The sequence below is a fragment of the Collinsella aerofaciens genome, assembly GCF_015560135.1.
In the GTDB taxonomy this organism is placed as follows: domain Bacteria; phylum Actinomycetota; class Coriobacteriia; order Coriobacteriales; family Coriobacteriaceae; genus Collinsella; species Collinsella aerofaciens_AN.
The window spans coordinates 1-19,739 of record NZ_JADMRH010000008.1 but is presented as its reverse complement, the minus strand read 5'-3'; the positions used below and the strand labels follow the sequence as shown (position 1 = coordinate 19,739).

16 protein-coding genes and 1 tRNA gene are annotated in these 19,739 nt (G+C 62.4%); 8 read left to right on the top strand and 9 right to left on the bottom strand.

The window, feature by feature from the left end; genetic code table 11:
• Window positions 1–3 precede the first annotated feature (3 nt).
• The 9 genes from mrdA to I2H19_RS04860 all read right to left on the bottom strand — a co-directional run bounded on the left by mrdA (window position 4) and on the right by I2H19_RS04860 (window position 10,932).
• Window positions 4–2,073: a penicillin-binding protein 2 gene (gene mrdA / locus I2H19_RS04900; RefSeq protein ID WP_118405501.1), complete on the bottom strand. Its 2,070-nt coding sequence runs from the start codon at window positions 2,071–2,073 to the stop codon at window positions 4–6.
• A 13-nt stretch (window positions 2,074–2,086) separates the two neighbouring features.
• Window positions 2,087–2,653, bottom strand: coding sequence for a rod shape-determining protein MreD (locus I2H19_RS04895; RefSeq protein WP_195621693.1), 567 nt, complete (start codon window positions 2,651–2,653; stop codon window positions 2,087–2,089).
• An 11-nt stretch (window positions 2,654–2,664) separates the two neighbouring features.
• The gene (gene mreC / locus I2H19_RS04890) at window positions 2,665–3,606 is read right to left on the bottom strand and encodes a rod shape-determining protein MreC (protein WP_082421788.1); all 942 of its coding nucleotides are present in this window, start codon (window positions 3,604–3,606) and stop codon (window positions 2,665–2,667) included.
• A gap of 78 nt (window positions 3,607–3,684) precedes the next feature.
• On the bottom strand, window positions 3,685–4,716 hold the full coding sequence (gene mreB, locus I2H19_RS04885) for a rod shape-determining protein (protein WP_195621762.1): 1,032 nt from the start codon (window positions 4,714–4,716) through the stop codon (window positions 3,685–3,687).
• Between the two features lie 127 nt (window positions 4,717–4,843).
• Window positions 4,844–6,148, bottom strand: a complete 1,305-nt coding sequence (locus I2H19_RS04880) for a tetratricopeptide repeat protein (RefSeq protein ID WP_229065279.1) — start codon at window positions 6,146–6,148, stop codon at window positions 4,844–4,846.
• Between the two features lie 11 nt (window positions 6,149–6,159).
• Window positions 6,160–6,702: a peptidylprolyl isomerase gene (locus tag I2H19_RS04875; protein ID WP_006236059.1), complete on the bottom strand. Its 543-nt coding sequence runs from the start codon at window positions 6,700–6,702 to the stop codon at window positions 6,160–6,162.
• Window positions 6,703–6,803: 101 nt separating this feature from the next.
• Entirely contained in the window at window positions 6,804–7,952 is a 1,149-nt protein-coding gene (locus I2H19_RS04870) for a zinc ribbon domain-containing protein (protein ID WP_195621691.1), read from the bottom strand.
• A gap of 103 nt (window positions 7,953–8,055) precedes the next feature.
• Window positions 8,056–10,779: an HAD-IC family P-type ATPase gene (locus I2H19_RS04865; protein ID WP_195621689.1), complete on the bottom strand. Its 2,724-nt coding sequence runs from the start codon at window positions 10,777–10,779 to the stop codon at window positions 8,056–8,058.
• Between the two features lie 76 nt (window positions 10,780–10,855).
• Window positions 10,856–10,932, bottom strand: a tRNA-Arg gene (locus I2H19_RS04860).
• 204 nt (window positions 10,933–11,136) lie between these two features.
• On the opposite strand from I2H19_RS04860, the gene aroF reads away from it, so the two are divergent.
• The 8 genes from aroF to aroQ all read left to right on the top strand — a co-directional run bounded on the left by aroF (window position 11,137) and on the right by aroQ (window position 19,584).
• On the top strand, window positions 11,137–12,159 hold the full coding sequence (gene aroF / locus I2H19_RS04855) for a 3-deoxy-7-phosphoheptulonate synthase (protein ID WP_035138595.1): 1,023 nt from the start codon (window positions 11,137–11,139) through the stop codon (window positions 12,157–12,159).
• Between the two features lie 3 nt (window positions 12,160–12,162).
• Window positions 12,163–13,077, top strand: a complete 915-nt coding sequence (locus I2H19_RS04850; protein WP_195621688.1) for a prephenate dehydrogenase — start codon at window positions 12,163–12,165, stop codon at window positions 13,075–13,077.
• Between the two features lie 36 nt (window positions 13,078–13,113).
• Window positions 13,114–14,220 carry a 3-dehydroquinate synthase gene (aroB, locus tag I2H19_RS04845; protein WP_195621685.1) on the top strand — a complete coding sequence of 369 codons (1,107 nt, stop codon included), beginning with the start codon at window positions 13,114–13,116 and terminating at the stop codon, window positions 14,218–14,220.
• Window positions 14,214–15,533: a 3-phosphoshikimate 1-carboxyvinyltransferase gene (gene aroA / locus I2H19_RS04840; RefSeq protein WP_138112729.1), complete on the top strand. Its 1,320-nt coding sequence runs from the start codon at window positions 14,214–14,216 to the stop codon at window positions 15,531–15,533. Before aroB ends, aroA begins: the two co-directional genes overlap by 7 nt.
• A gap of 1 nt (window position 15,534) precedes the next feature.
• Window positions 15,535–16,632: a chorismate synthase gene (gene aroC, locus I2H19_RS04835; RefSeq protein WP_195621683.1), complete on the top strand. Its 1,098-nt coding sequence runs from the start codon at window positions 15,535–15,537 to the stop codon at window positions 16,630–16,632.
• A gap of 53 nt (window positions 16,633–16,685) precedes the next feature.
• Window positions 16,686–17,831, top strand: a complete 1,146-nt coding sequence (pheA, locus tag I2H19_RS04830) for a prephenate dehydratase (RefSeq protein ID WP_195621677.1) — start codon at window positions 16,686–16,688, stop codon at window positions 17,829–17,831.
• Window positions 17,832–19,082, top strand: coding sequence for a shikimate kinase (locus I2H19_RS04825; protein WP_195621676.1), 1,251 nt, complete (start codon window positions 17,832–17,834; stop codon window positions 19,080–19,082).
• 64 nt (window positions 19,083–19,146) lie between these two features.
• A complete protein-coding gene (gene aroQ, locus I2H19_RS04820) occupies window positions 19,147–19,584 on the top strand; it encodes a type II 3-dehydroquinate dehydratase (protein ID WP_195503086.1) in 438 nt (145 codons plus the stop codon).
• Window positions 19,585–19,739: the final 155 nt, after the last annotated feature.

The following is a 19,739-nucleotide window of genomic DNA, read 5'->3' as shown; positions in this document are numbered from 1 at the left end:
CTCCTATCGAACCGAAGAATCGCCCGAGGCCGAAGAGGTATCGGGCTCGTCATAAATCACGCCGAGCACGTCGCGCACGACATGCATCGCGGTATCTGAGCCACCGCCGCCCTGCTCCAGGACGGTAGCGATGACATACTTGGGGTCATCGGCCGGTGCATAGGCGCAGAACCACGCGTATTCATCCTCGCCACTTTTCTCGCCCGTGCCCGACTTGCCGTATACCTGCGGCGTCAGGGTGCCAAAGTGAGCCGCCAGGGACGTCGATGCCGTGTAAATCACGTCGTGCATGCCGTTGCGAACAAGAGCCAAATCCGAATCGCTGTTGATCTTGGCCTCCAGGCGCTTCTTCTTGCCCTTGCCGTTGTACTTATAGGCATCGCCGTCGCCATCGCGCGACACGGCAGACAAAAACACGTGAGGCACGTACTGTTTGCCGCCGTTGGCAAGACCCATATAGGCACACGCCATCTGCAGGGGCGTCACCAGGATGTCGCCCTGACCGATGGCAATGTTGGTCATATCGCCGGCATTCCACTTGCGGTCCTCGGCAGATGCGTCGGTGAAGTACGACTCTTTCCACTCGGCATCGGGAATACGGCCCGCGCCCTCACTCGGCAGATCGATACCGCAGGTCTTGCCTAGACCCCAGCGACGAAAGACCTCCTGCAGACCCTCGGGATGTTGCTCGTCATAAAAGAACGCCTTGCCCATGTCGTAGAAGACAGGGTCGCACGAGTTGGCGATACCCGACTGCAGCGTCATGGTGCCGTGGCCGGAATGCAGCCAGCAGTACTTGCCCCACGACTTGCCCAGACCCGTCCAATAACCCGTGCAGTTGGTCGTCTGCCCCGACGTGTAGGTTCCAAACTCAAGACCGGCCAGTGCCGAGAGCGGCTTGATGGTCGAGGCCGACATGTACTGTCCGCTAATGGCGCGGTTGAGCAGCGGGTGGGAACCCTTGTCATCATTGAGCTCGGTCCACACGTCATTTGAGACGCCGCCAATAAAGACGGACGGATCGAACTTGGGCTGGCTCGCCATGCCCAGGATCTCGCCATTGTTGGGATCGAGACACACTACAGCGCCGTTGCCGGCATTGCTGTAGCCAGTGGTCTTGGCAAGCTCGATAGCGCTCGCCAGCGCCGTCTCGCAGGCCTGTTGGATCTTAAGGTCGAGCGTGAGCTTAATGTCAGAGCCGGCCTTCGCGGGCACGGCGCCGGCCTGACCGGTCACATTGCCCGAGGCATCGACCTTGACGGTCTGCTCACCACGAATACCCTGCAGCAGGTTTTCGTAGTAGCTCTCAACGCCCGCCTGGCCCACGATATCGCCCGACTGGTACGTAATCTTGCCAGCAGAAGCATCATCATCGCCAGAGGTTTTCTTATTCTGGGCCTCGAGCTGCTCGGAGGTAATGGTGCCGGTATAGCCCAAGATATGGCATGCCGTCTCGCCATATGGATACTGGCGCTCGGTACGCTCGGCAATCTTGACGCCCGGGAACTCGCCGGCATGCTCCTGAATATAGGCAACCGTGGAGCGACGGACGTCCGTCGCGATGGTATGCAGGCTCTGAGCGCCCTCTGTATTGTCCTGAATATTACGAAGGACCGCCACGTAAGGCATTCCAAGCACGTTGGCAAGATGGCGAACCAGAACCTCATCCTCGGCAAGGTCGCGGTAGGCCACGACAGCAAGTGAGGGACGGTTCTGGACAAGCGCCACGCCATTGCGGTCGAGGATGCGGCCGCGCACAGCGGGAGTGGTAACGGTGCGAGTCTGATTGCTATTAGCCTGCTTCTCGTAATAGTCCGACGAGACCATCTGCATGCCCCACAGCTTGACGGCGAGCGCCGCAAACATCGCGCCCACACCCGTGGTGAGGATGGAAAAGCGGCCCTTAAAGGCGGTCGCCGCGGTATTGCCCTCGCCCTCGGTGGCGCGCGGGGCCGTTCCATGCTGCGTATCGTAGGTAAAACGGGAATCGCCACGACGCATGATGACCAGCGCGACCACGATGGCCACAACCAGCACGATACCGGCGATAATAACCGTCAACTGGGAAGACATCTACGGGCCTCCCCTATTTGAGCTTGCGGGTCTTGGGCTTAAAGCGCATACCCGTCTGGCGTCCGCCACATGCGGAGAATCCATAGCCGGACTGCGGCACGACGCCGGACATCAAAAACGGAATGGCAACCAGACCCGTCAGGATCGAAGACGGCAACGCATGCCCAAAGATCGCCACGACAAAGCTCGTCTCCAAACCCATAAACAGCAAGATGATGCTGTAGATCACATTAATGACGAGCGCAAAGGCGCCCACGGTGATGCCGCGCGCACTCGGGGTACCGCCCGTCTGACCGACGGCGCTGTGCACCAGGGCAAAAGAGCCCACGGTCAGCAGGAGCGACATAACGCCCACCGGCACGGCAGCGAACAGGTCATAAAACAAGCCGCTGCAAAAACCGCACACGACGGCACGGGTCGGGTCGCCCGAGAACACGCTTAGGCACACCAGGATAATCATGAAGTTGACGCGACCGCCCGCAATGGAGATCTGCGGTGCCAGGCCTGCCTGCAGCAGCACGCACACGATGGCGGCGATCACAAACGTACGGGAGTTCATCCCCTGCTCGTGTAGATCCATGGACATGCCCCCTATTCGCTCGAGCCAGAATCGGTCGTCTCGGACGTGTCGGAACTGTCATCCGAGCTCTCGTCCTTCGTCTTGGTCGCAGCGTCGCGCGACGTTCCCTGCGGCGTGCTGTTGGCCGTACTCACGTCCTCATCCGAGGCCGATTGTTCGTCGGTCAGCGAGGTGATGACCAGCACTTCCTCGTTGTTCTCGGCCGTGGTCTGAGCGCGCACCACAATGGTGTAGTACACGTCGTTTGCCGATTTCTCAACCGACGAGACGGTGCCGAGCGGTAGACCCTTGGGGAACACGCCACCGATGCCCGAGGTCACGATGATGTCGCCAACCTTAACATCGGAGTCGACGCTCACGTACTCAAGACGCAGCGTGCCGTCAGCCTGACCCTGCAGCATGCCCTGGGCGCGCGTGTCCTGCACCATGGCGGATACGCCGGAGTTCTCGTCGCCAATCAGGCGCACGGTGGACGTTTTGGCCGAGACTTCGATGATCTGGCCGATAACACCGGCCGAACTCGTCACAGGCATGTTGATGGTAAGCCCGTCGGCAGAACCCTTATCAATCGTGACGGTCGAGGTCCAGGCATCGCCCGAGGCACCAACGATACGAGCTGCGGTCGATTTGAGGTTGTAGGTCGACTGCAGGCCGACCAGCCCCTCCAGACGCTCAGCGGTCTTTTGAGCCTCAGAAAGCTCGGCGACCTTAGAGGTCAGCTCCTCATTTTGCTTCTTGAGCTCGTCGAGCGTGTCCTGCGACGCCGTTAGGTTAGAGAACACGTTGCCAATCGCATTGAAGGGAGCCGCCACAGCCGAGCCCACAAAGCGCACCGGAGAGGTAATCGTCGTTACGCCCGAACGCACGGCATGAATCGGCCCTGCCTCGCCCTCGCGGATGTAAAACGTGAGCAGCAACACCGAAATCAGGCTGAAAACAATCAACGGGCGCATACCCGTTGATTGTCGCTTGGTATTCAGATTTGTGGAGAAACCCGAAGATCGTGCCAAATGGAATCCACCTTTTGGAAATTAAGCATTGGTCTGGACGAAGCCGCCATCAAACGCATTGGCCTCGAGCACGCGGGCGCAGCCGTTAACGACATTATCGAGCGCCGTGGGGCTGACGTTGACCGAAACACCGGTCTCATCGCGCAGGCGCACGTCGAGACCGCGCAGCAGCGCACCGCCACCGGTCAGCAAAATGCCGTAGTACATAAGGTCCGAGGCAAGATCGGGAGGCGTAGCGTCGAGTGCGTCCTTGACGGCCTTGGCCATCTCGTCGAGTGGCTTGTTGAGTGCGCGACGAATCTCCTCGCTCTCGATGCGCACGGTCTTGGGCAGACCGGTGATCACGTCGCGGCCGTTGACCTCGACGTCGAGCTCGTCCTTGAGCGGCACGGCGGAACCGACCTTGATCTTGATGTCCTCTGCCGTACGCTCGCCGATGGCCAGGTTGTAGGCATCGCGAACGTGCGTGAGGATGGCCTGGTCGAACTCGTCACCGGCAATACGGATGGACTGCGAGACGACGATGCCGCCCATAGCGATAACAGCGACCTCGGTGGTACCGCCACCGATGTCGATGACCATGGAGCCGGTGGGTTCCTCGACGGGCAGGTCGGCGCCGATAGCGGCGGCCATAGGCTCTTCGATCAGATAGGCCTGGCGGGCACCGGCCTGGATCGTGGCCTCAAAGACAGCTCGCTTCTCGACCGACGTGACGCCGGAAGGAACGCAGACGACAACGCGCGGACGCGGGGTCCACGGATAGCGCTTCTCGGACGCCTTGTCGATAAAGTAGCGAAGCATGGCCTCGGTAACATCGAAGTCGGCGATGACGCCGTCCTTCAGGGGACGAACGGCCACGATGTTGCCGGGCGTACGGCCGAGCATGCGCTTTGCCTCGATACCGACCGCCAGGATGCGCTCGTCGTTCTTGTCGATGGCGACAACAGAGGGCTCGCGAATGACGATGCCCTTGCCGCGCACGGAGACAAGCGTATTTGCGGTGCCGAGGTCGATGGCAAGATCGCCCGCATAGCTACAGAAGAACATATCCATCAAAGAAAACAACGCAACTCCTGATGTGTTGGATGATTGCTGGAAAACTACTAGCTCATCATACTAGCGCAAGCCCGGCACCTCACTTGCGGTGAAGCGCCGGGCAAAGCTAAATCCCATAAGGTCACTACTGGTTGTCAGCAGCCGAGAAATCCATATCGAGCGAGGAAACGGCCCAACCGATATGGTTATCGGAGCGCACGAATTTGACGGTGTACTCCTGCTCGCCGCCCTTGGACAGCGATGCCTTAACCTTGGCGGTCGTCTCGGTCATGGACTGATCCATGCCCTCGACGGACACGGTGGCGCCCTGCGGAATCGAGGAGATGATCATCGATTTGGCGTCCTCGGACAGGCTCGAGGCCAGGCAAGACTCGGCCTTTGCGGTGTCACCGTCGCCGGCAGCCTGGAACAGATCGGTGATAACCGACTCCTGCGAGGGGAAGCCAAAGCCGCGCGTGTAGGCAAAGCCCAGACCGCCCGCGGCGATCAAAATGAGCAGAAGCAGCACGATGAAGACTTTGAGACCCGTGTGGCGATGGCGACGACGGACCTTGGCCTGCTTACGATCCTGACGGTCCTGCTGGACCATCTCGGACTCGGACAGCGTAAAGAAGCCGGTGTCCGAGGGATCGGGCATAAACTGACCGGTCGCGCCCGTAGGATCGAGCGGATCGACGGCAGGAGCGTCCATCGCGGGCGCCGGAGCCGTGGCCATAGCCGTCTGGGCAGACAGCGCGGCAAGCGAATCGTGCACGCGGGCAAGCTCATCGGCCTGCTCGGAGGTGAGCTGGTAGATGCCATCGGCAGTAGCGGCGTTAAAGGCGTCGAGTGCGTCGGAGGGGCGGCCGGCGGCAGAAAGTGCCTGACCCATGCCGGCGTTGAGCGCACGCGTGTCGTCGCGGGGGCCGGCAAAGTCGATAGCCGTGCGGTAGGTCTCCACGGCATCCGCCGGACGGCCGAGCTTAATGAAGCAACGACCAAGCTCGCCCAGTGCGGCGGCAGGAGCCGGATTGGCGCCGTCGATGGCAGCCTGACGGAAGGCAGTACCCGCGTTGGCATAATCGCCCGACTGGAACAGCGCATTGCCCAGGCCCAGATAGGCCTTGAACGGCGTGGCATAGGAAGCATCCTGCGTAGCAGCAGAGAACGCCTGGGCGGCCGTCGTGTAGTCGCCCACGGCGGCGAGCGCCTTGCCGCGGTTGGTGAGCAGCGCGCCGCGCTTGCCGTAGGTGCCGTCGTTGAGGGCGGCAGCATAAGCCTCGGCGGCCTCGGCATACATGCCCAGGTGCATCAAGGCGTTGCCACGAAGGTGATCGGCCTCGCCCATAATCTCATCGGGAGTCTTTGCCGCCCCAAGCATCTGGGCTGCAGCGGAAAAATCACCCGCGCGGTAAGCGGCGCGGCCCTGTTGGATCAGCTGGCTATTCAAGGAAGTCCCCTTTACTCGTGAACGATCTCGACATGGACGATCTCGTCGCCGGCACGCAGCTGCGAAATCACATCGAGACCCTCGACCGTGGTACCAAAGACGGTGTAACCGGAATCGAGGTTATGCTGGGCGCCCAGGCAGAAGTAGAACTGCGAACCCGCGGAATCGGGGTCCATGGAGCGTGCCATGGCAAGGGCACCATCGACATGGCTGTTGCGCGGATTGGTGGCAAACTCGCCCTTGATGCAGTAGCCGGGGCCACCGGTACCGGGCATGCCATCGGGGCCCTCAAGACCGGCAGCAACGTCGGCGCCGGACATATCGCGGGTATTGGGGTCGCCGCCCTGGATGACAAAACCGGGCACATAGCGATGGAACTTAAGGCCATCATAGAAGCCCATCGTGGAAAGCTCGCAGAAGTTCGCGACATGAATGGGAGCGCCCTCGCCGTCAAACTTGACCTTGATGGTACCCTTCGACGTCTCGATAACGGCGCACTCGTCGCCGGCAAGCTGATACTCGGGCGTGTAGAGCTCTTTCTTAAAACCAAACATGTGGTTCCTTCCTCGTGCGTTTAAAGCATATTTGTACGAATTGTAGCAATAAGCATACGCTTACATCAATTGCGCACGTAGGTTATGCCGACTATGGCGAACTAATTTTGGGAACGCTGCTGCGGCTTCCAGGAGCCCACATTGGCGTCGTACTGGTTCAGCGCGCTGTTGCCGCCCTGTGCGATGGGCGCCAGGATATCGCTTTGGTGGGAACTCATCGACTCACCATCGGGAATGGCCAGCGAGATGTCCCAGCTCTGACAGATCACGTCGACACGCTCGTACATCCACTCGGCAAGCTGCTTTAAGTGGGCGATGTCATCCGCATAGACCGTATCGTCCTGATACTTAAGGTTGTTAAGCTCATCTTGCGTCTTTTTGATCTGGTCGCGCAGGGCGTAGGCACTCTGCGACAGCTCCTGACGGGTGGACAGTGGCGTTCGAAGATAGCCATTGTTAAAAGAATCGATGACCTCGCCGATCTGGTCCTCGTCACCGTAGGACACGATGGTCTGATACAGACCGTCGAGCCTGGTATAGAGCTGATCATCGGTGAGCACAGTTTCTTCCTGGACCACCTCGGCAGAATCGTCCTGCTTGGTATCGTCCTCAGTCGCCTCGCCCTTTTGGCGCGTGGGGAAGGTCGTCTGCGCGGCCTGGCCAAACTGGTCATAGAAGCCAGGCATGACACCCATGGGATCGGCCGTCACGAACCAATACGCACCACCGCACACGACGGCAAGGACCGCGATGACGATGAGCGGCTTGGGGATATGACGCTTGTGCTTGTGATAGGCGTCCTCGTCGGGGTGCACCTTGCGCTTGGGTTTTTGAGCATCGTCGTGCAGGGAAACGGGCGTGGGAATGTCGACCTTGGGGATACCGAAATCCTTATCGAAAGCCGGCAGCACGCAAGTCTCATTGGGGTCGGCGGCATCCGAAAGAACCGCGGCAGCCGAGGCGGGCGCATGAGGCACCTCGGTATCGATCTGCTCTTGCGTTAGGCGCGGAAAGCCCGCCGTGCGGCCCGCTGCCAGGTCAGATGCGGCCGCGTCCTCGGAGAGGATACCCGGAGCGGGGCGTCCGCATTTGGGACACGTACGATCATGCGGAGAAAGACGGGCACCGCAGCCCTCGCAGAACACGAACTCGGTGTGCTCGGGGCCATCGCCCGGACCCACATAGGCGTTGCAGTAGGGGCAGAACGAGGCGCCGTCCTCGATAGTCTTAAGGCAATGCGGGCAGATCACGGCATCCTCTTTTCGAAGCAATTCAAACAATCGAGGTTAGAGCATAACATCGCCACGGCCCCACAGGAGCAAGGCACCAATTCAACATCGGCAGGGCGCGTAGTTACTTCTTCTTTTTGCTTGGCATCGAGACTTTGATGCCTTGGGCGGACTTGGTCACGCGAGAGCGCTTGGCTCCGGTACTCTTCTTTTTCTTGGGCTGGGCCTGGGCCACGCCCTCGAGTGCGCGGGCCTCGGCCTCGCGAGCGGTGCGATCTTCGCGGCGCTGCGCCATGTCGGCGGCGACGCGCTTGGCAAAACGTTCGGCCGTCGAGCCCGTCGAGCTCACCTTGCCGCCACCGCGACCCAGGCGGACGCGCACACCGCGGCCAAAACCAGTTGCGGCATGACGACGACGCGGCTTGAGCGAATCCATCATCGTGGCGAGCTTAAAGAACACCGAGCAGGTAAAGACCACGATAACAGCCAAGATAACCATCTGGCCCATCGACAGGTTGGCAATAGACAGCAGCTCCGGGAATCCGATAACGCCCACCAGGATGCCGGCGACTACAAACACAAAGAGCACCACACGTAAGGGCGTGAGAGGCTGCGAGATGCGCCAGATTAGGCTGACGCTCGCCGCGCACGACGTAAGCAGGCACATCGTAGACAGCGTGAGCTGGCTAAAGCCAAACACGCGCGCCACAAAGATGTCGAGCGCCGCAGCCAAAATGACCGCAATCGACGCCGGCAGTGCACGCTTGAGTACGTTGCTCAAAAACGCACCCTTCACACGAGCATTGTTGGGCTCCAGGCCCAACACAAAGCCCGGCGCGCCGATGCAGAAGAAGTTAATGAGCGTCATCTGGATGGGCTCGAAGGGGTACGGCGGCAGCGCGATGCACAGCGCCGCCAGGCCCATCGAGAACAGCGTCTTGGTCAGGAACAGTGAGGCCGAACGCTGCAGGTTGTTGATGGAGCGACGGCCCTCGGCCACCACGGCGGGCATCGAGGCAAAATCGTTGTCGACGAGTACGATTTCGGCCACATTACGCGCGGCATCGGAGCCGGCCGCCATGGCGACGGAGCAGTCGGCCTCCTTGAGCGCCAGCACGTCGTTGACGCCGTCGCCCGTCATGGCCACGGTGTGCTCGCGGCGCTTGAGCGCCTGCACGAGCTCGCGCTTCTGCTGCGGGGTCACACGACCAAAGACATGGTAGCGGTCCACTGCGGCATCGAGCTTGGCCGGCGTATCGAGCGTCGTGGCGTCCACATAAGCGTCCGCCCCCGGCACGCCCACCACGCGCGCGATCGACGACACCGTACGCGGGTCGTCGCCGCTGATCACGTTGAGGGTCACGCCCTGCTCGTTAAAGTAGCCGATGGTCTCGGCCGCCGAGGTACGAATCTCGTCGCGGATGGTCACAAATCCCACGGGCTCGGCCTCGCCCACCATATCCCCATCGGGCGTAAAGCCGTCCACGCGCGCCACCACGAGCACGCGGCAGGTATCGGCAAGCTCGGCGACACGGTTCTCGACCTGGGCAAACGCACGATCAGAGAGCACAAATTGCGCGGCGCCCATTACGTAGGAGCCCTGCGCAAACGACGCGCCGCTCCATTTTTTAGACGACGAGAATGGAATGACCGACAGCGGCTCGGACACCTCGACCGGGCGATCGGCGTAATAGTTGAGCAGCGCCTGGCAGGTCTCGTTGGCATCGGCCGAAGTCGCACGTGCCACGTTGGCAAGCGCAAAATCGAGCACTGTGGTATCGACGGGAACAGCCGCCTCGTCCGAGTCCACGCCAAAGCCAACACCCTCAACAGGCAGCGGATACGTGCCCTCGACCTCCATACGGCCCGACGTGATGGTGCCCGTCTTGTCCAGGCACAGCACGTCGACGCGAGCGAGTGTCTCGATGCAGTAGAGCTGCTGTGCCAGCACCTTGCGGCGGGCCAGGCGCACCGTGGCGATGGCGAGCACCGACGAAGTCAGCAGCACCAGGCCTTGCGGGATCATACCCAGCAGGGCGCCCACCGTGGACAGCAGCGCCGACGAAGGCACATGACCGGCCAACAGCTCGGAGAAGCACCACGAAAGCGCGCTATCGCCCGGGGTTCCCGCGGCATCCCACAGCTCGCTCACACTCGAGGCAAACAACGCCAAACCGAGCGGGATCATGATGATGCTCGCAAAGCGCACGATGGCGTTCAGCGCGTTCATGATCTCGGAATTAACCTTTTTGACGTACTTGGCCTCGTTATTAATTTTGGCCACGTAGTTGTCGGCGCCGACATGGATCACGCGGGCGCGCAGCAGGCCCGAGTCGATAAAGCTGCCGCTCATGAGCTCAGAGCCTGGCTGTTTCTTAATAAGGTCGCTCTCGCCCGTCAGCAGGCTCTCGTTCACGAGCGCCTCGCCCGACACCACCACGGCGTCGGCGGGAATCTGGTCGCCGCGCCCCAAGCGGATGATGTCGTCGAGCACGATCTGGTCCAGGCCGAGCTCCACCTCGGCGCCGTCGCGCACCGCGATGGCCTTCTTGGAGGTCAGCAGCGTGAGCTTATCGACCATCTTCTTGGAACGCATGGACTGAATGACGCCAATAGCGGTGTTCAAGAACACCACGAACAGGAACGTCAGATTCTTAAACGAACCGGTCAAAATGACCAGGAAAGCCAAGATCACGTTGATCAAATTGAACAGCGTGCAGAGGTTCTCGATGATGAACTCTTTGACCGACTTGGTCTTGAGTTCCATGTTGCGGTTGATTTTACCGGCGGCGATACGCTCCTCGACCTCGGCGGTTGAGAGTCCGCGCTCGATATCCGTTGCTGCCATACCACGTCCCATCACGTCGCGTCGGTATAAGAAAAACCGCCCGGACCATGCGAGGTTCGGACGGTCTTACGTTCGATGGTGCCCCATGTTGGATTCGAACCAACGGCCTTCTGCTCCGGAGGCAGACGCTCTAATCCCCTGAGCTAATAGGGCCAACGTTTGGCATTATACCCAAGTGCACCACGGGCTATCAAAATAAAAGAAAAAGCTTTGCAATTCCGAGGAAGACGCGGCGCAACGGCCCACTTTAGAAGGCAAAAGCGAGTCAGATAGTATAAACTCTCATGCACCATATATACACGGCTCGCGATGCGGGCCGTTTTTGCAAAAGTTATCCATCGAGGTGAGAGGCACACCATGATTGCAATTTTAAAGCAGAGCGCCAGCGACGAGGCCGTCGGCCATATCGTCAGCTGGATTGAGAAAAAGGGCCTGAAGACCGATGTCTCGCGCGGCGAGAATGAGACGATTATCGGCCTGGTGGGCGATACGACCAAGATCGACCCGTTCCTGCTCGAGTCCATGGATGTCGTCGAGCGCGTGCAGCGCGTCTCCGAGCCGTTCAAGCGCGCCAACCGCAAGTTCCACCCCGAGGACTCCGTCATCGACTGCGGTCACGGCGTCAAGATCGGCGGCGACCAGTTCCAGGTCATCGCCGGTCCCTGCTCCGTCGAGGGCGAGAACCTCATCCGCATCGCACGCCGCGTGAAGGCCGCCGGCGCCACGATGCTGCGCGGCGGTGCCTACAAGCCCCGCACCTCCCCCTACGCCTACCAGGGCATGGGCCCCGCCGGCCTCGACCTGCTGTGCGAGGCGTCTGCCGAGCTCGACATGCCGATCGTCACAGAGATCATGGATCCACGCGACGTGCAGGTCTTCTTGGACAAGAAGATTGACGTCATGCAGATCGGCGCCCGCAACGCCCAGAACTTCCCCCTGCTCAAGGAGGTCGGCAAGACCCAAACCCCGATTCTGCTCAAGCGCGGCATGTCCGGCACGATCGACGAGCTGCTTATGGCAGCCGAGTACATCATGAGCGAGGGCAACGACAACGTCATCCTGTGCGAGCGCGGTATCCGCACCTTCGAGACCCGCACCCGCAACACCTTCGACCTTAACGCCGTGCCGGTGCTGCACCACCTGTCGCACCTGCCCGTCGTCGCCGACCCCAGCCACGCCACCGGCTACACCCGCTACGTCGAGCCCATGGCGCTCGCCGCGACCGCCTGCGGTGCCAACGGCCTGGAGATCGAGGTCCACGACGAGCCGAGCCGCGCCTGGTCCGACGGCGCCCAGGCCCTCACCCCCGATCAGTTCGACGACACCATGCGCCGCATCCGAGCCATCCGCGAGGTTGTCTGCCAAGAGACCATGGAGTAGCCCATGGGTACGGTGAGAAACGCGCGCGTTAACCAGGGCGGCCCCAAGTGCGCCGGCATCGTCGGCCTTGGCCTCATCGGCGGTAGCTTTGCCCGCGGCTATGCACAGGCGGGCGTCCGCGTGCTGGCCTGGGACCCCGATGACGATGTCATGACGGCCGCCAGCATGGGCACTGTCGCCGGAGAGCTCAACGACAAGACACTCGGCGAATGCGACATCATCGTCCTGGCTTGCTACCCCGAGGCATGCATCGAGTGGCTCGAGGCGCATGCCCAGGCGCTCGCCGACGCCACCGACACCGACGCCATCATGGGCCCCGTGGTGATCGACACGGTGGGCGTCAAGGGCATCGTGTGCGAACGTGCCTTTGAGCTTGCCCGCGAGCACGGCTTTTACTTTGTGGGCGCGCACCCCATGGCGGGCACCCAGTTCTCGGGCTACGCTAACTCTCGTGCCGACCTGTTCCAGGGCGCCCCGCTGGTGCTCGTACCGCCCGCGGTAGACGATGCGCTCAAGCTGGAGCTTTTGGGCCAGGTGCGCGAGATGGTGCGCCCCTTGGGCTTTGGCAAGTTCAGCGTGACCAGCGCCGCCGAGCACGACCGCGTCATCGCCTTCACGAGCCAGCTTGCGCACGTGGTATCCAACGCCTACGTCAAAAGCCCCACCGCCCAGGTCCACCACGGCTTTTCGGCCGGTAGCTACCGCGATCTCACCCGCGTGGCGCACCTCAACCCGCAAATGTGGTCCGAGCTCATGATCGACGACGCCGACGCGCTCGCCTTCGAGATCGACCATCTGATCGAGTCGCTTGGCGCCTACAGCCGTGCGCTCAAGAACCGCGACCAGCGCTATCTGGAGAATCTCCTTGCCGAGGGCGACCGCATTAAGCGCGCACTCGACGACGAGGCCTCCCACTAGACCACCTATCACGCCAGGTCGAAAGGACCGAAGCTTATGGCGATTACCATCGATATCGACACCGCACGCCCCTACCAGGTGCATGTTGGCACGTTTTTGCTGGAGCAGGCGGGACCGCTCGTGCGCGCCACTGCCGGCGGCACCAAGGCCGTCATCGTGACGGACACCAACGTAGGCCCGCTCTACCAGATGCCCGTTAAGCAGAGCCTGGAGGCATCAGGCTACGAGGTGAGCATCTGCACCTTCGAGGCCGGCGAGGCCCATAAGCGCGCCGAAACCTATGTTGCCATTTTGGAGTTTGTGGCCGAGCACGAGCTTTCGCGCTCCGACGTGATCGTGGCACTCGGGGGCGGCGTCGTGGGCGATGTGGCGGGCTTTGTGGCCGCGACCTACATGCGCGGCTGCAAGTTTGTGCAGATCCCGACGAGCCTGCTCGCCATGGTGGATTCGTCGGTGGGCGGCAAGACCGCCATCGACCTGGCTGCCGGCAAGAACTTGGCCGGCGCCTTTTGGCAGCCGAGCGTGGTTATCGCCGACGTGGGGTGCCTGGCCACCCTCACGCCCGAGCAGTTCGCCGACGGCTGCGGCGAGGTCGTCAAGCACGCCGTGATCGCCGACCCGGAGCTTTTCGCCGAGCTGGAGAAGACCCCGCTCACGCTGGAGCTGCTCAACCGCGATGTGGCCCGCGTAGCACTCATCATCGCCCGCAACATCGACATCAAGCGCGCCGTGGTCGTCGCCGACGAGCGCGAAACCAACCAGCGCAAGCTGCTCAACTTTGGACACAGCGCCGGACACGCCGTCGAGGCCTGCGAGCACTTTGAGCTCGGACACGGCAACTGCGTGTCGATCGGCATGGGCATCATCACGCGCGCCGCGGCCCTGCACGGCGTTTGCGATGCTGCACTGCCCGGCCGTATTGAGGAGCTCTGCGCCCGCCACGGCCTCAAGACCCGCTGCGACCTCAATGCCGATGCCGTCTTTGCCGAGGCGCTCCACGACAAGAAGCGCGCGGGCGACACCATCGACCTGGTGATTCCGCACGGCATTGGCCGCTGCAGCATCGACCGCACGCCGCTTTCCACTTTCCACGAACTCATTGCCGAGGGCCTCGGCCAGAAGGGAGACGCATCCGCATGCTAGCCCGCATCACCCCGTCCCCGCTTAAGGGCACCGTTCCCGCCATCGCGTCCAAGTCGATGGCGCACCGTCTCATCATCTGCGCTGCCCTTGCCAACGGAGAGACGCATGTGACCTGCAACACCACCTGCGCCGATATTGAGGCCACGGTCCGCTGCCTCACGGCGCTCGGCGCCCGCATCGAGACCGTCGAGGACGGCTTCCAGGTCCACCCCACCATGAAGAGCATTGAGTTCGGCCTGCTCAAGGCCCTTGCCGGCGGCACGCTCGACTGCGGCGAGAGCGGCTCCACGCTCCGCTTTATGCTGCCCGTCGCCTGCGCGCTGGGGGCAGAGGCAACCTTTGTGGGACAGGGCCGCCTAGGCGCACGCCCGCTGTCCCCGCTCTCGGACGAGATCATTGCCGCCGGCTGCGACCTACAGGGTCTGGGCGGTTTTCCGCTCAAGACAAGCGGACGCATGCGCCCGGGCACCTTTGTGCTGCCGGGCAACGTAAGCTCGCAGTATATCTCCGGCCTGCTGCTGGCAGCCCCGTTGCTCGCCCAGCCCTCCTGTGTGCAGGTGACTGGCCTCATTGAGAGCCGCCCCTACATCAACCTAACGATCCAGGCCATGAAGGCCTTTGGCGTTGAGGTCAACGTCGAGCGCATTCCGGCCAAGGACGGCCAGCCCGAGGTCACGAACTTCCGCGTGAGCAGCGGCTCGTACCGCACGCCCGGCAGCGTGGCCGTCGAGGGCGACTGGTCCAACGCTGCCTTTTGGCTGTGTGCCGGCGCTATCGGCACCGACCCCATCACCGTCGAGGGCGTGTCCCTGAGCTCCGCACAGGGCGACCGCAACGTGCTTGCCGCGCTTTCGCGCTTTGGCGCCCGCATCGTGCGCTCCACCAACGCCGCCACCGTGCAGTCCGACAAGCTCGCCGGCTTTGAGATGAGCGCCCACGACATTCCCGACCTGGTGCCCGTTATCTCGGCCGTGGCCTCGCTGGCACAGGGCCGCACCTTTATCCGCGATTGCGCCCGCCTGCGTATCAAGGAATCCGACCGCCTGGCCACCACCACCCGCGAGCTCACCGCGCTGGGCGCGCAGGTGCGTATTGCCGGCGACGACCTCATCATCAAGGGCGTCGATGCCTTTACCGGCGGCGAGGTCGATTCGCACAACGACCACCGCATCGCCATGATGGCCGCCATCGCCGCGAGCCGTGCCACCGGCGAGGTCGTGATCCACGGCGCCGAGGCCGTCAACAAGTCCTATCCCGATTTTTTCGACCACTACCGCCTGCTGGGCGGCAAGGTCACACTCGAGGAGGAATAGCATGTCCTCGACCTTTGGCAACGTCTTGCACTTAAGCATCTTCGGCCAATCGCACTCCCCCGCTATCGGCTGCTCGCTCGATGGCATCCCGGCGGGCATCGCCGTGGACCAGGAGAAGCTGCAGGCCTTCCTCGACCGTCGCGCCCCCGGCCGCGACGAGACCGCAACCAAACGCCGCGAGGCCGACGCAGCGCATATCATCGCCGGTGTGATCGATGGACATACCACCGGCGCGCCCATCGCCGCGATTATCGAGAACACCAACACGCGCTCCAATGATTACACCGAGCTGCGCCGCAAGCCCCGTCCCGGACATGCGGACTTCCCTGCGCGCGTGAAGTATCACAACATGCACGATGTCGCTGGTGGCGGGCATTTTTCCGGCCGCCTAACGGCCCCCTTATGCATCGCCGGCGGCATTGCGCTGCAGGCACTTGAGGCCCGCGGCATTCAGGTCATGGCGCACGTCGCGCAGATCGGCGGCATCTCCGACCTGCCGATGGACGATATGGTCTATCGCGAGGCCGACCGCAAGGCAATCCTTACGAACGATCTGCCGTGCATTGACGCCGCCGCAGCCGGCCGCATGCGCGAGGAGATTCTTGCCGCGCGCGACGAGCTCGACAGCATCGGCGGCATCGTGGAGTGCGGCATTTACGGGCTTCCCGCGGGCATCGGCGACCCCATGTTCGACGGCATCGAGAACCGCATCGCGCAAATCGCGTTTGGCATTCCCGCCGTAAAGGGCGTGGAGTTTGGCATGGGCTTTGCCGTGGCCGCCATGCGCGGCAGCGAGAACAACGATCCGTATCGCATCGACGCCGAGACCGGCGAGATCGAGGTTGAGTCCAACAACGCCGGCGGCATCCTGGGCGGTATTTCGACCGGCGCGCCCGTCATGTGGCGCATGGCCGTAAAGCCAACGCCCTCGATTGGCCGCGAGCAGCAGACCGTAGACATGGACGCCATGGAAAATGCCGAGCTCTCGATCCACGGCCGCCACGATCCCTGCATCGTCCCCCGAGCCGTCCCCGTAGCCGAAGCAGCCGCCGCCCTCGCCATCTGGGACGCTCTCCTCGAGGACGCCGCCCAGCTCTAACCCGACTCACCTGGGTTGCCTGCCAACTCAGCCGTTACGTGAAAGGGGCCTCCATGGACCTTGCTGACATCCGCCAGGCCATCGATGGCATCGACACCACGCTCCTCAACAGCTTTGTCGAGCGAATGGACATTGCCACCGAGGTAGCCAAGTCAAAAATCGAGATGGGCAAGGCCGTCTTCGACCCCGCCCGTGAGCGCTCCAAGCTCAACAACCTCGCCAGCCGCGCGCCCGAGCGCTACGAGGCGCAGACCATCACCCTGTTCCGCCTCCTCATGAGCATGAGCAAGGCCGAGCAGCAGCGCTACATCAACGAGCTCAAGGGCATCACCGTCTCGCAAAAGGCACACGCCACGGCTGCAGCCTCCGACACGCCCTTCCCTCAAACGGCCACCGTTGCCTGCCAGGGCGTGGAAGGTGCCTATAGTCAGATAGCCGCGTGCAAGCTCTTCGACGTGCCGGATATTGCGTTCTTCGAGACCTTCGAGGGCGTCATGCGCGCCGTACGCGACGGGTTCTGCGAGTTTGGCGTGCTGCCCATCGAGAACTCCACCGCCGGCTCGGTCAACGCCGTCTACGACCTGCTCGCCCAGTCCGACTTCCACATCGTGCGCTCGCTTCGCCTCAAGATCGACCACAACTTGCTCGTCAAGCCCGGCACCAAGCTCGCGGACATACGCGAGGTCTACAGCCACGGTCAGGCCATCGCGCAGTGCGCTAGCTTTATCGAGTCCCACGACCTGCACGCCACCAAGTACCCTAACACGGCCATGTCGGCCGAGATGGTCGCCAGCTCCGAGCGTACCGATGTCGCCGCTATCGCCTCGCGCAGCTGTGCCGCGCTGTATGGTATGGAGGTGTTGGAATCCAACATCCAGGACTCGGACAACAACTACACGCGCTTTGTCGTCATCAGCCGCGAGCCGCGCGTCTACCCCGGCGCCAACCGCACCTCGCTCATGATCACCACGGCCAACGAGCCGGGCGCCCTCTACCGCGTGCTCGAGCGCTTCTACGCGCTCAACATCAACCTCATCAAACTCGAGAGCCGTCCCATCCCCGGGCACGACTTTGAGTTTATGTTCTACTTTGACCTGGACTGCCCCTTTGGCAGCAAGGCACTCGACGACCTGCTCGATTCCATCGACGACGTGTGCGAGAGCTTTACCTACTTTGGCAGCTACACGGAGGTGCTCTAGATGACCGATACCGCCGCAACCCGTCCCTATGGCGTGCTGGGCCGCGTGCTGGGCCACAGCTACACCCCGACCATCTACAAGGAGCTGGCGGGGCTTGAGTACGTGCGTTTTGAGCGCGAGCCCGAGGACCTCGCGGCCTTTATGAGGGGCGACGAGTGGGAGGGCACCAACGTGACCATCCCCTACAAGCGCGCCGTCATGGAGTACCTGGACGAGCTGAGCCCGCTGGCCGAGCGCATGGGCAACGTTAACACCATCACACGCCTGCCCGACGGCCGCCTGCGCGGTGACAACACTGACTATTTCGGTTTTCAGTGCCTAGTCGAGGAATTGGGCGTAGAGGTTGCCGGCAAGAAGGTCCTCGTCCTCGGTGCCACCGGTGGTGCCGGCACCACGGCAAGTATGGTGCTGGGAGACCTGGGCGCCATCGTCGTACCCGTGGGTCGCACGAGCGAGGTCAACTACGGCAACATCGCGCAGCAGTCCGACGCCGCCCTGCTCGTCAACTGCACGCCTGCCGGCATGTTCCCCCACTGCCCCGACGCGCCCTGCACACTCGAAGGGCTCGATGCGCTCGAAGGCGTTATCGACATTGTCTACAACCCCGCCCGCACGGGACTCATGCTCGAGGCCGAGCGCCGCGGCATCCCCTGCATCGGCGGCCTGCTCATGCTCGTGGCCCAGGCAGCGCAAGCCGTCGAGCGCTATACCGGCCAGGTCACCCCGCGCGAGCGCATCCTGGACGTAACGGAGCGCCTGTCGCGCCGCGAACAGAACATAGCGCTGATCGGCATGCCGGGTTCGGGCAAGACCCGCGTGGGTGAGCAGATCGCAATGCTGACGGGTCGCGAGCACATCGATCTGGACCGCGCCCTCGAGGAGCGCCTGGGCATGCCCTGTGCCGACTTTATCGTCGAGCGCGGCGAGGCCGCCTTCCGCGAGCAAGAGACAGCGGAGCTGGCCGACATTTCCAAGCGCAGCGGCCTGGTGCTCTCCACCGGCGGCGGCGTGGTCACACGCGACGAGAACTACCCGCTGCTGTACCAGAATAGCCAGATCGTGATGCTCAACCGCAAGCTCGACGAGCTCGCCCACAAGGGCCGCCCCATCACCGCGCGCGACGGCATCGATAAGCTGGCTGAACAGCGCATGCCGCGCTACCGCGCCTGGGCCGACTACATCATCGACTCACGCGACTGCGCTGCCAACACCGCCCAAGCCCTCCTCGAGACCCTCCCACCCGCTCTCTAACCTAAGCCACCACAAAGGGGACAGACACCTTTGTGGTGGCTTTCCAACCGCAAAGGAAGCAACCATGAAAGCACTCGTCATCAACGGCCCCAACCTCAACATGCTCGGCATTCGCGAGCCGGGCATCTATGGTAGCGACAACTACGACCGCTTAGTGCAGATCTGCCAGGAAGCGGGAACCGCACAGGGCTTCAGCGAGGTCGAGGTCTTCCAGTCCAACCACGAGGGCAGCATCGTCGACAAGATCCAGGAGGCTTACGGCAAGGTCGACGGCATCGTCATCAACCCGGCAGCCTACACGCACACCAGCGTGGCAATCCTTGACGCCCTCAAGGCCGTCGCCATCCCTGCCGTCGAGGTGCACATCAGCGCCGTAGAGACGCGCGAGGACTTCCGCCAGGTGAGCTATGCACGCCTAGCCTGCTTCGCCACCATCACCGGCGAAGGCCTCCAGGGCTACGCCCACGCGCTGGAGCTGCTGAAAGAGCATCTGGAAAAGTAAAATGCCAACCCCAACAAACAGCAGCGGCTTGTTCGCGCTCGGCTTCAGCAGCATACAAGATGAAAAAAGCCCAGACCACCATTGAACTGCCTCCCATTTCTTGGACATGAGAAATGGGAGGCTTTCTTTATGCGCGTTGATTTGAGGGTGAAGCA

Bases quoted from the DNA above. Each gene is read 5' to 3' on its own strand.
- mrdA (WP_118405501.1), bottom strand. From the start codon at position 2,073: ATGTCTTCCCAGTTGACGGTTATTATCGCCGGTATCGTGCTGGTTGTG.
- I2H19_RS04895 (WP_195621693.1), bottom strand. From the start codon at position 2,653: ATGGATCTACACGAGCAGGGGATGAACTCCCGTACGTTTGTGATCGCC.
- mreC (WP_082421788.1), bottom strand. From the start codon at position 3,606: ATGCGCCCGTTGATTGTTTTCAGCCTGATTTCGGTGTTGCTGCTCACG.
- mreB (WP_195621762.1), bottom strand. From the start codon at position 4,716: ATGGATATGTTCTTCTGTAGCTATGCGGGCGATCTTGCCATCGACCTC.
- I2H19_RS04875 (WP_006236059.1), bottom strand. From the start codon at position 6,702: ATGTTTGGTTTTAAGAAAGAGCTCTACACGCCCGAGTATCAGCTTGCC.
- I2H19_RS04865 (WP_195621689.1), bottom strand. From the start codon at position 10,779: ATGGCAGCAACGGATATCGAGCGCGGACTCTCAACCGCCGAGGTCGAG.
- aroF (WP_035138595.1), top strand. From the start codon at position 11,137: ATGATTGCAATTTTAAAGCAGAGCGCCAGCGACGAGGCCGTCGGCCAT.
- I2H19_RS04850 (WP_195621688.1), top strand. From the start codon at position 12,163: ATGGGTACGGTGAGAAACGCGCGCGTTAACCAGGGCGGCCCCAAGTGC.
- aroB (WP_195621685.1), top strand. From the start codon at position 13,114: ATGGCGATTACCATCGATATCGACACCGCACGCCCCTACCAGGTGCAT.
- aroA (WP_138112729.1), top strand. From the start codon at position 14,214: ATGCTAGCCCGCATCACCCCGTCCCCGCTTAAGGGCACCGTTCCCGCC.
- aroC (WP_195621683.1), top strand. From the start codon at position 15,535: ATGTCCTCGACCTTTGGCAACGTCTTGCACTTAAGCATCTTCGGCCAA.
- pheA (WP_195621677.1), top strand. From the start codon at position 16,686: ATGGACCTTGCTGACATCCGCCAGGCCATCGATGGCATCGACACCACG.
- I2H19_RS04825 (WP_195621676.1), top strand. From the start codon at position 17,832: ATGACCGATACCGCCGCAACCCGTCCCTATGGCGTGCTGGGCCGCGTG.
- aroQ (WP_195503086.1), top strand. From the start codon at position 19,147: ATGAAAGCACTCGTCATCAACGGCCCCAACCTCAACATGCTCGGCATT.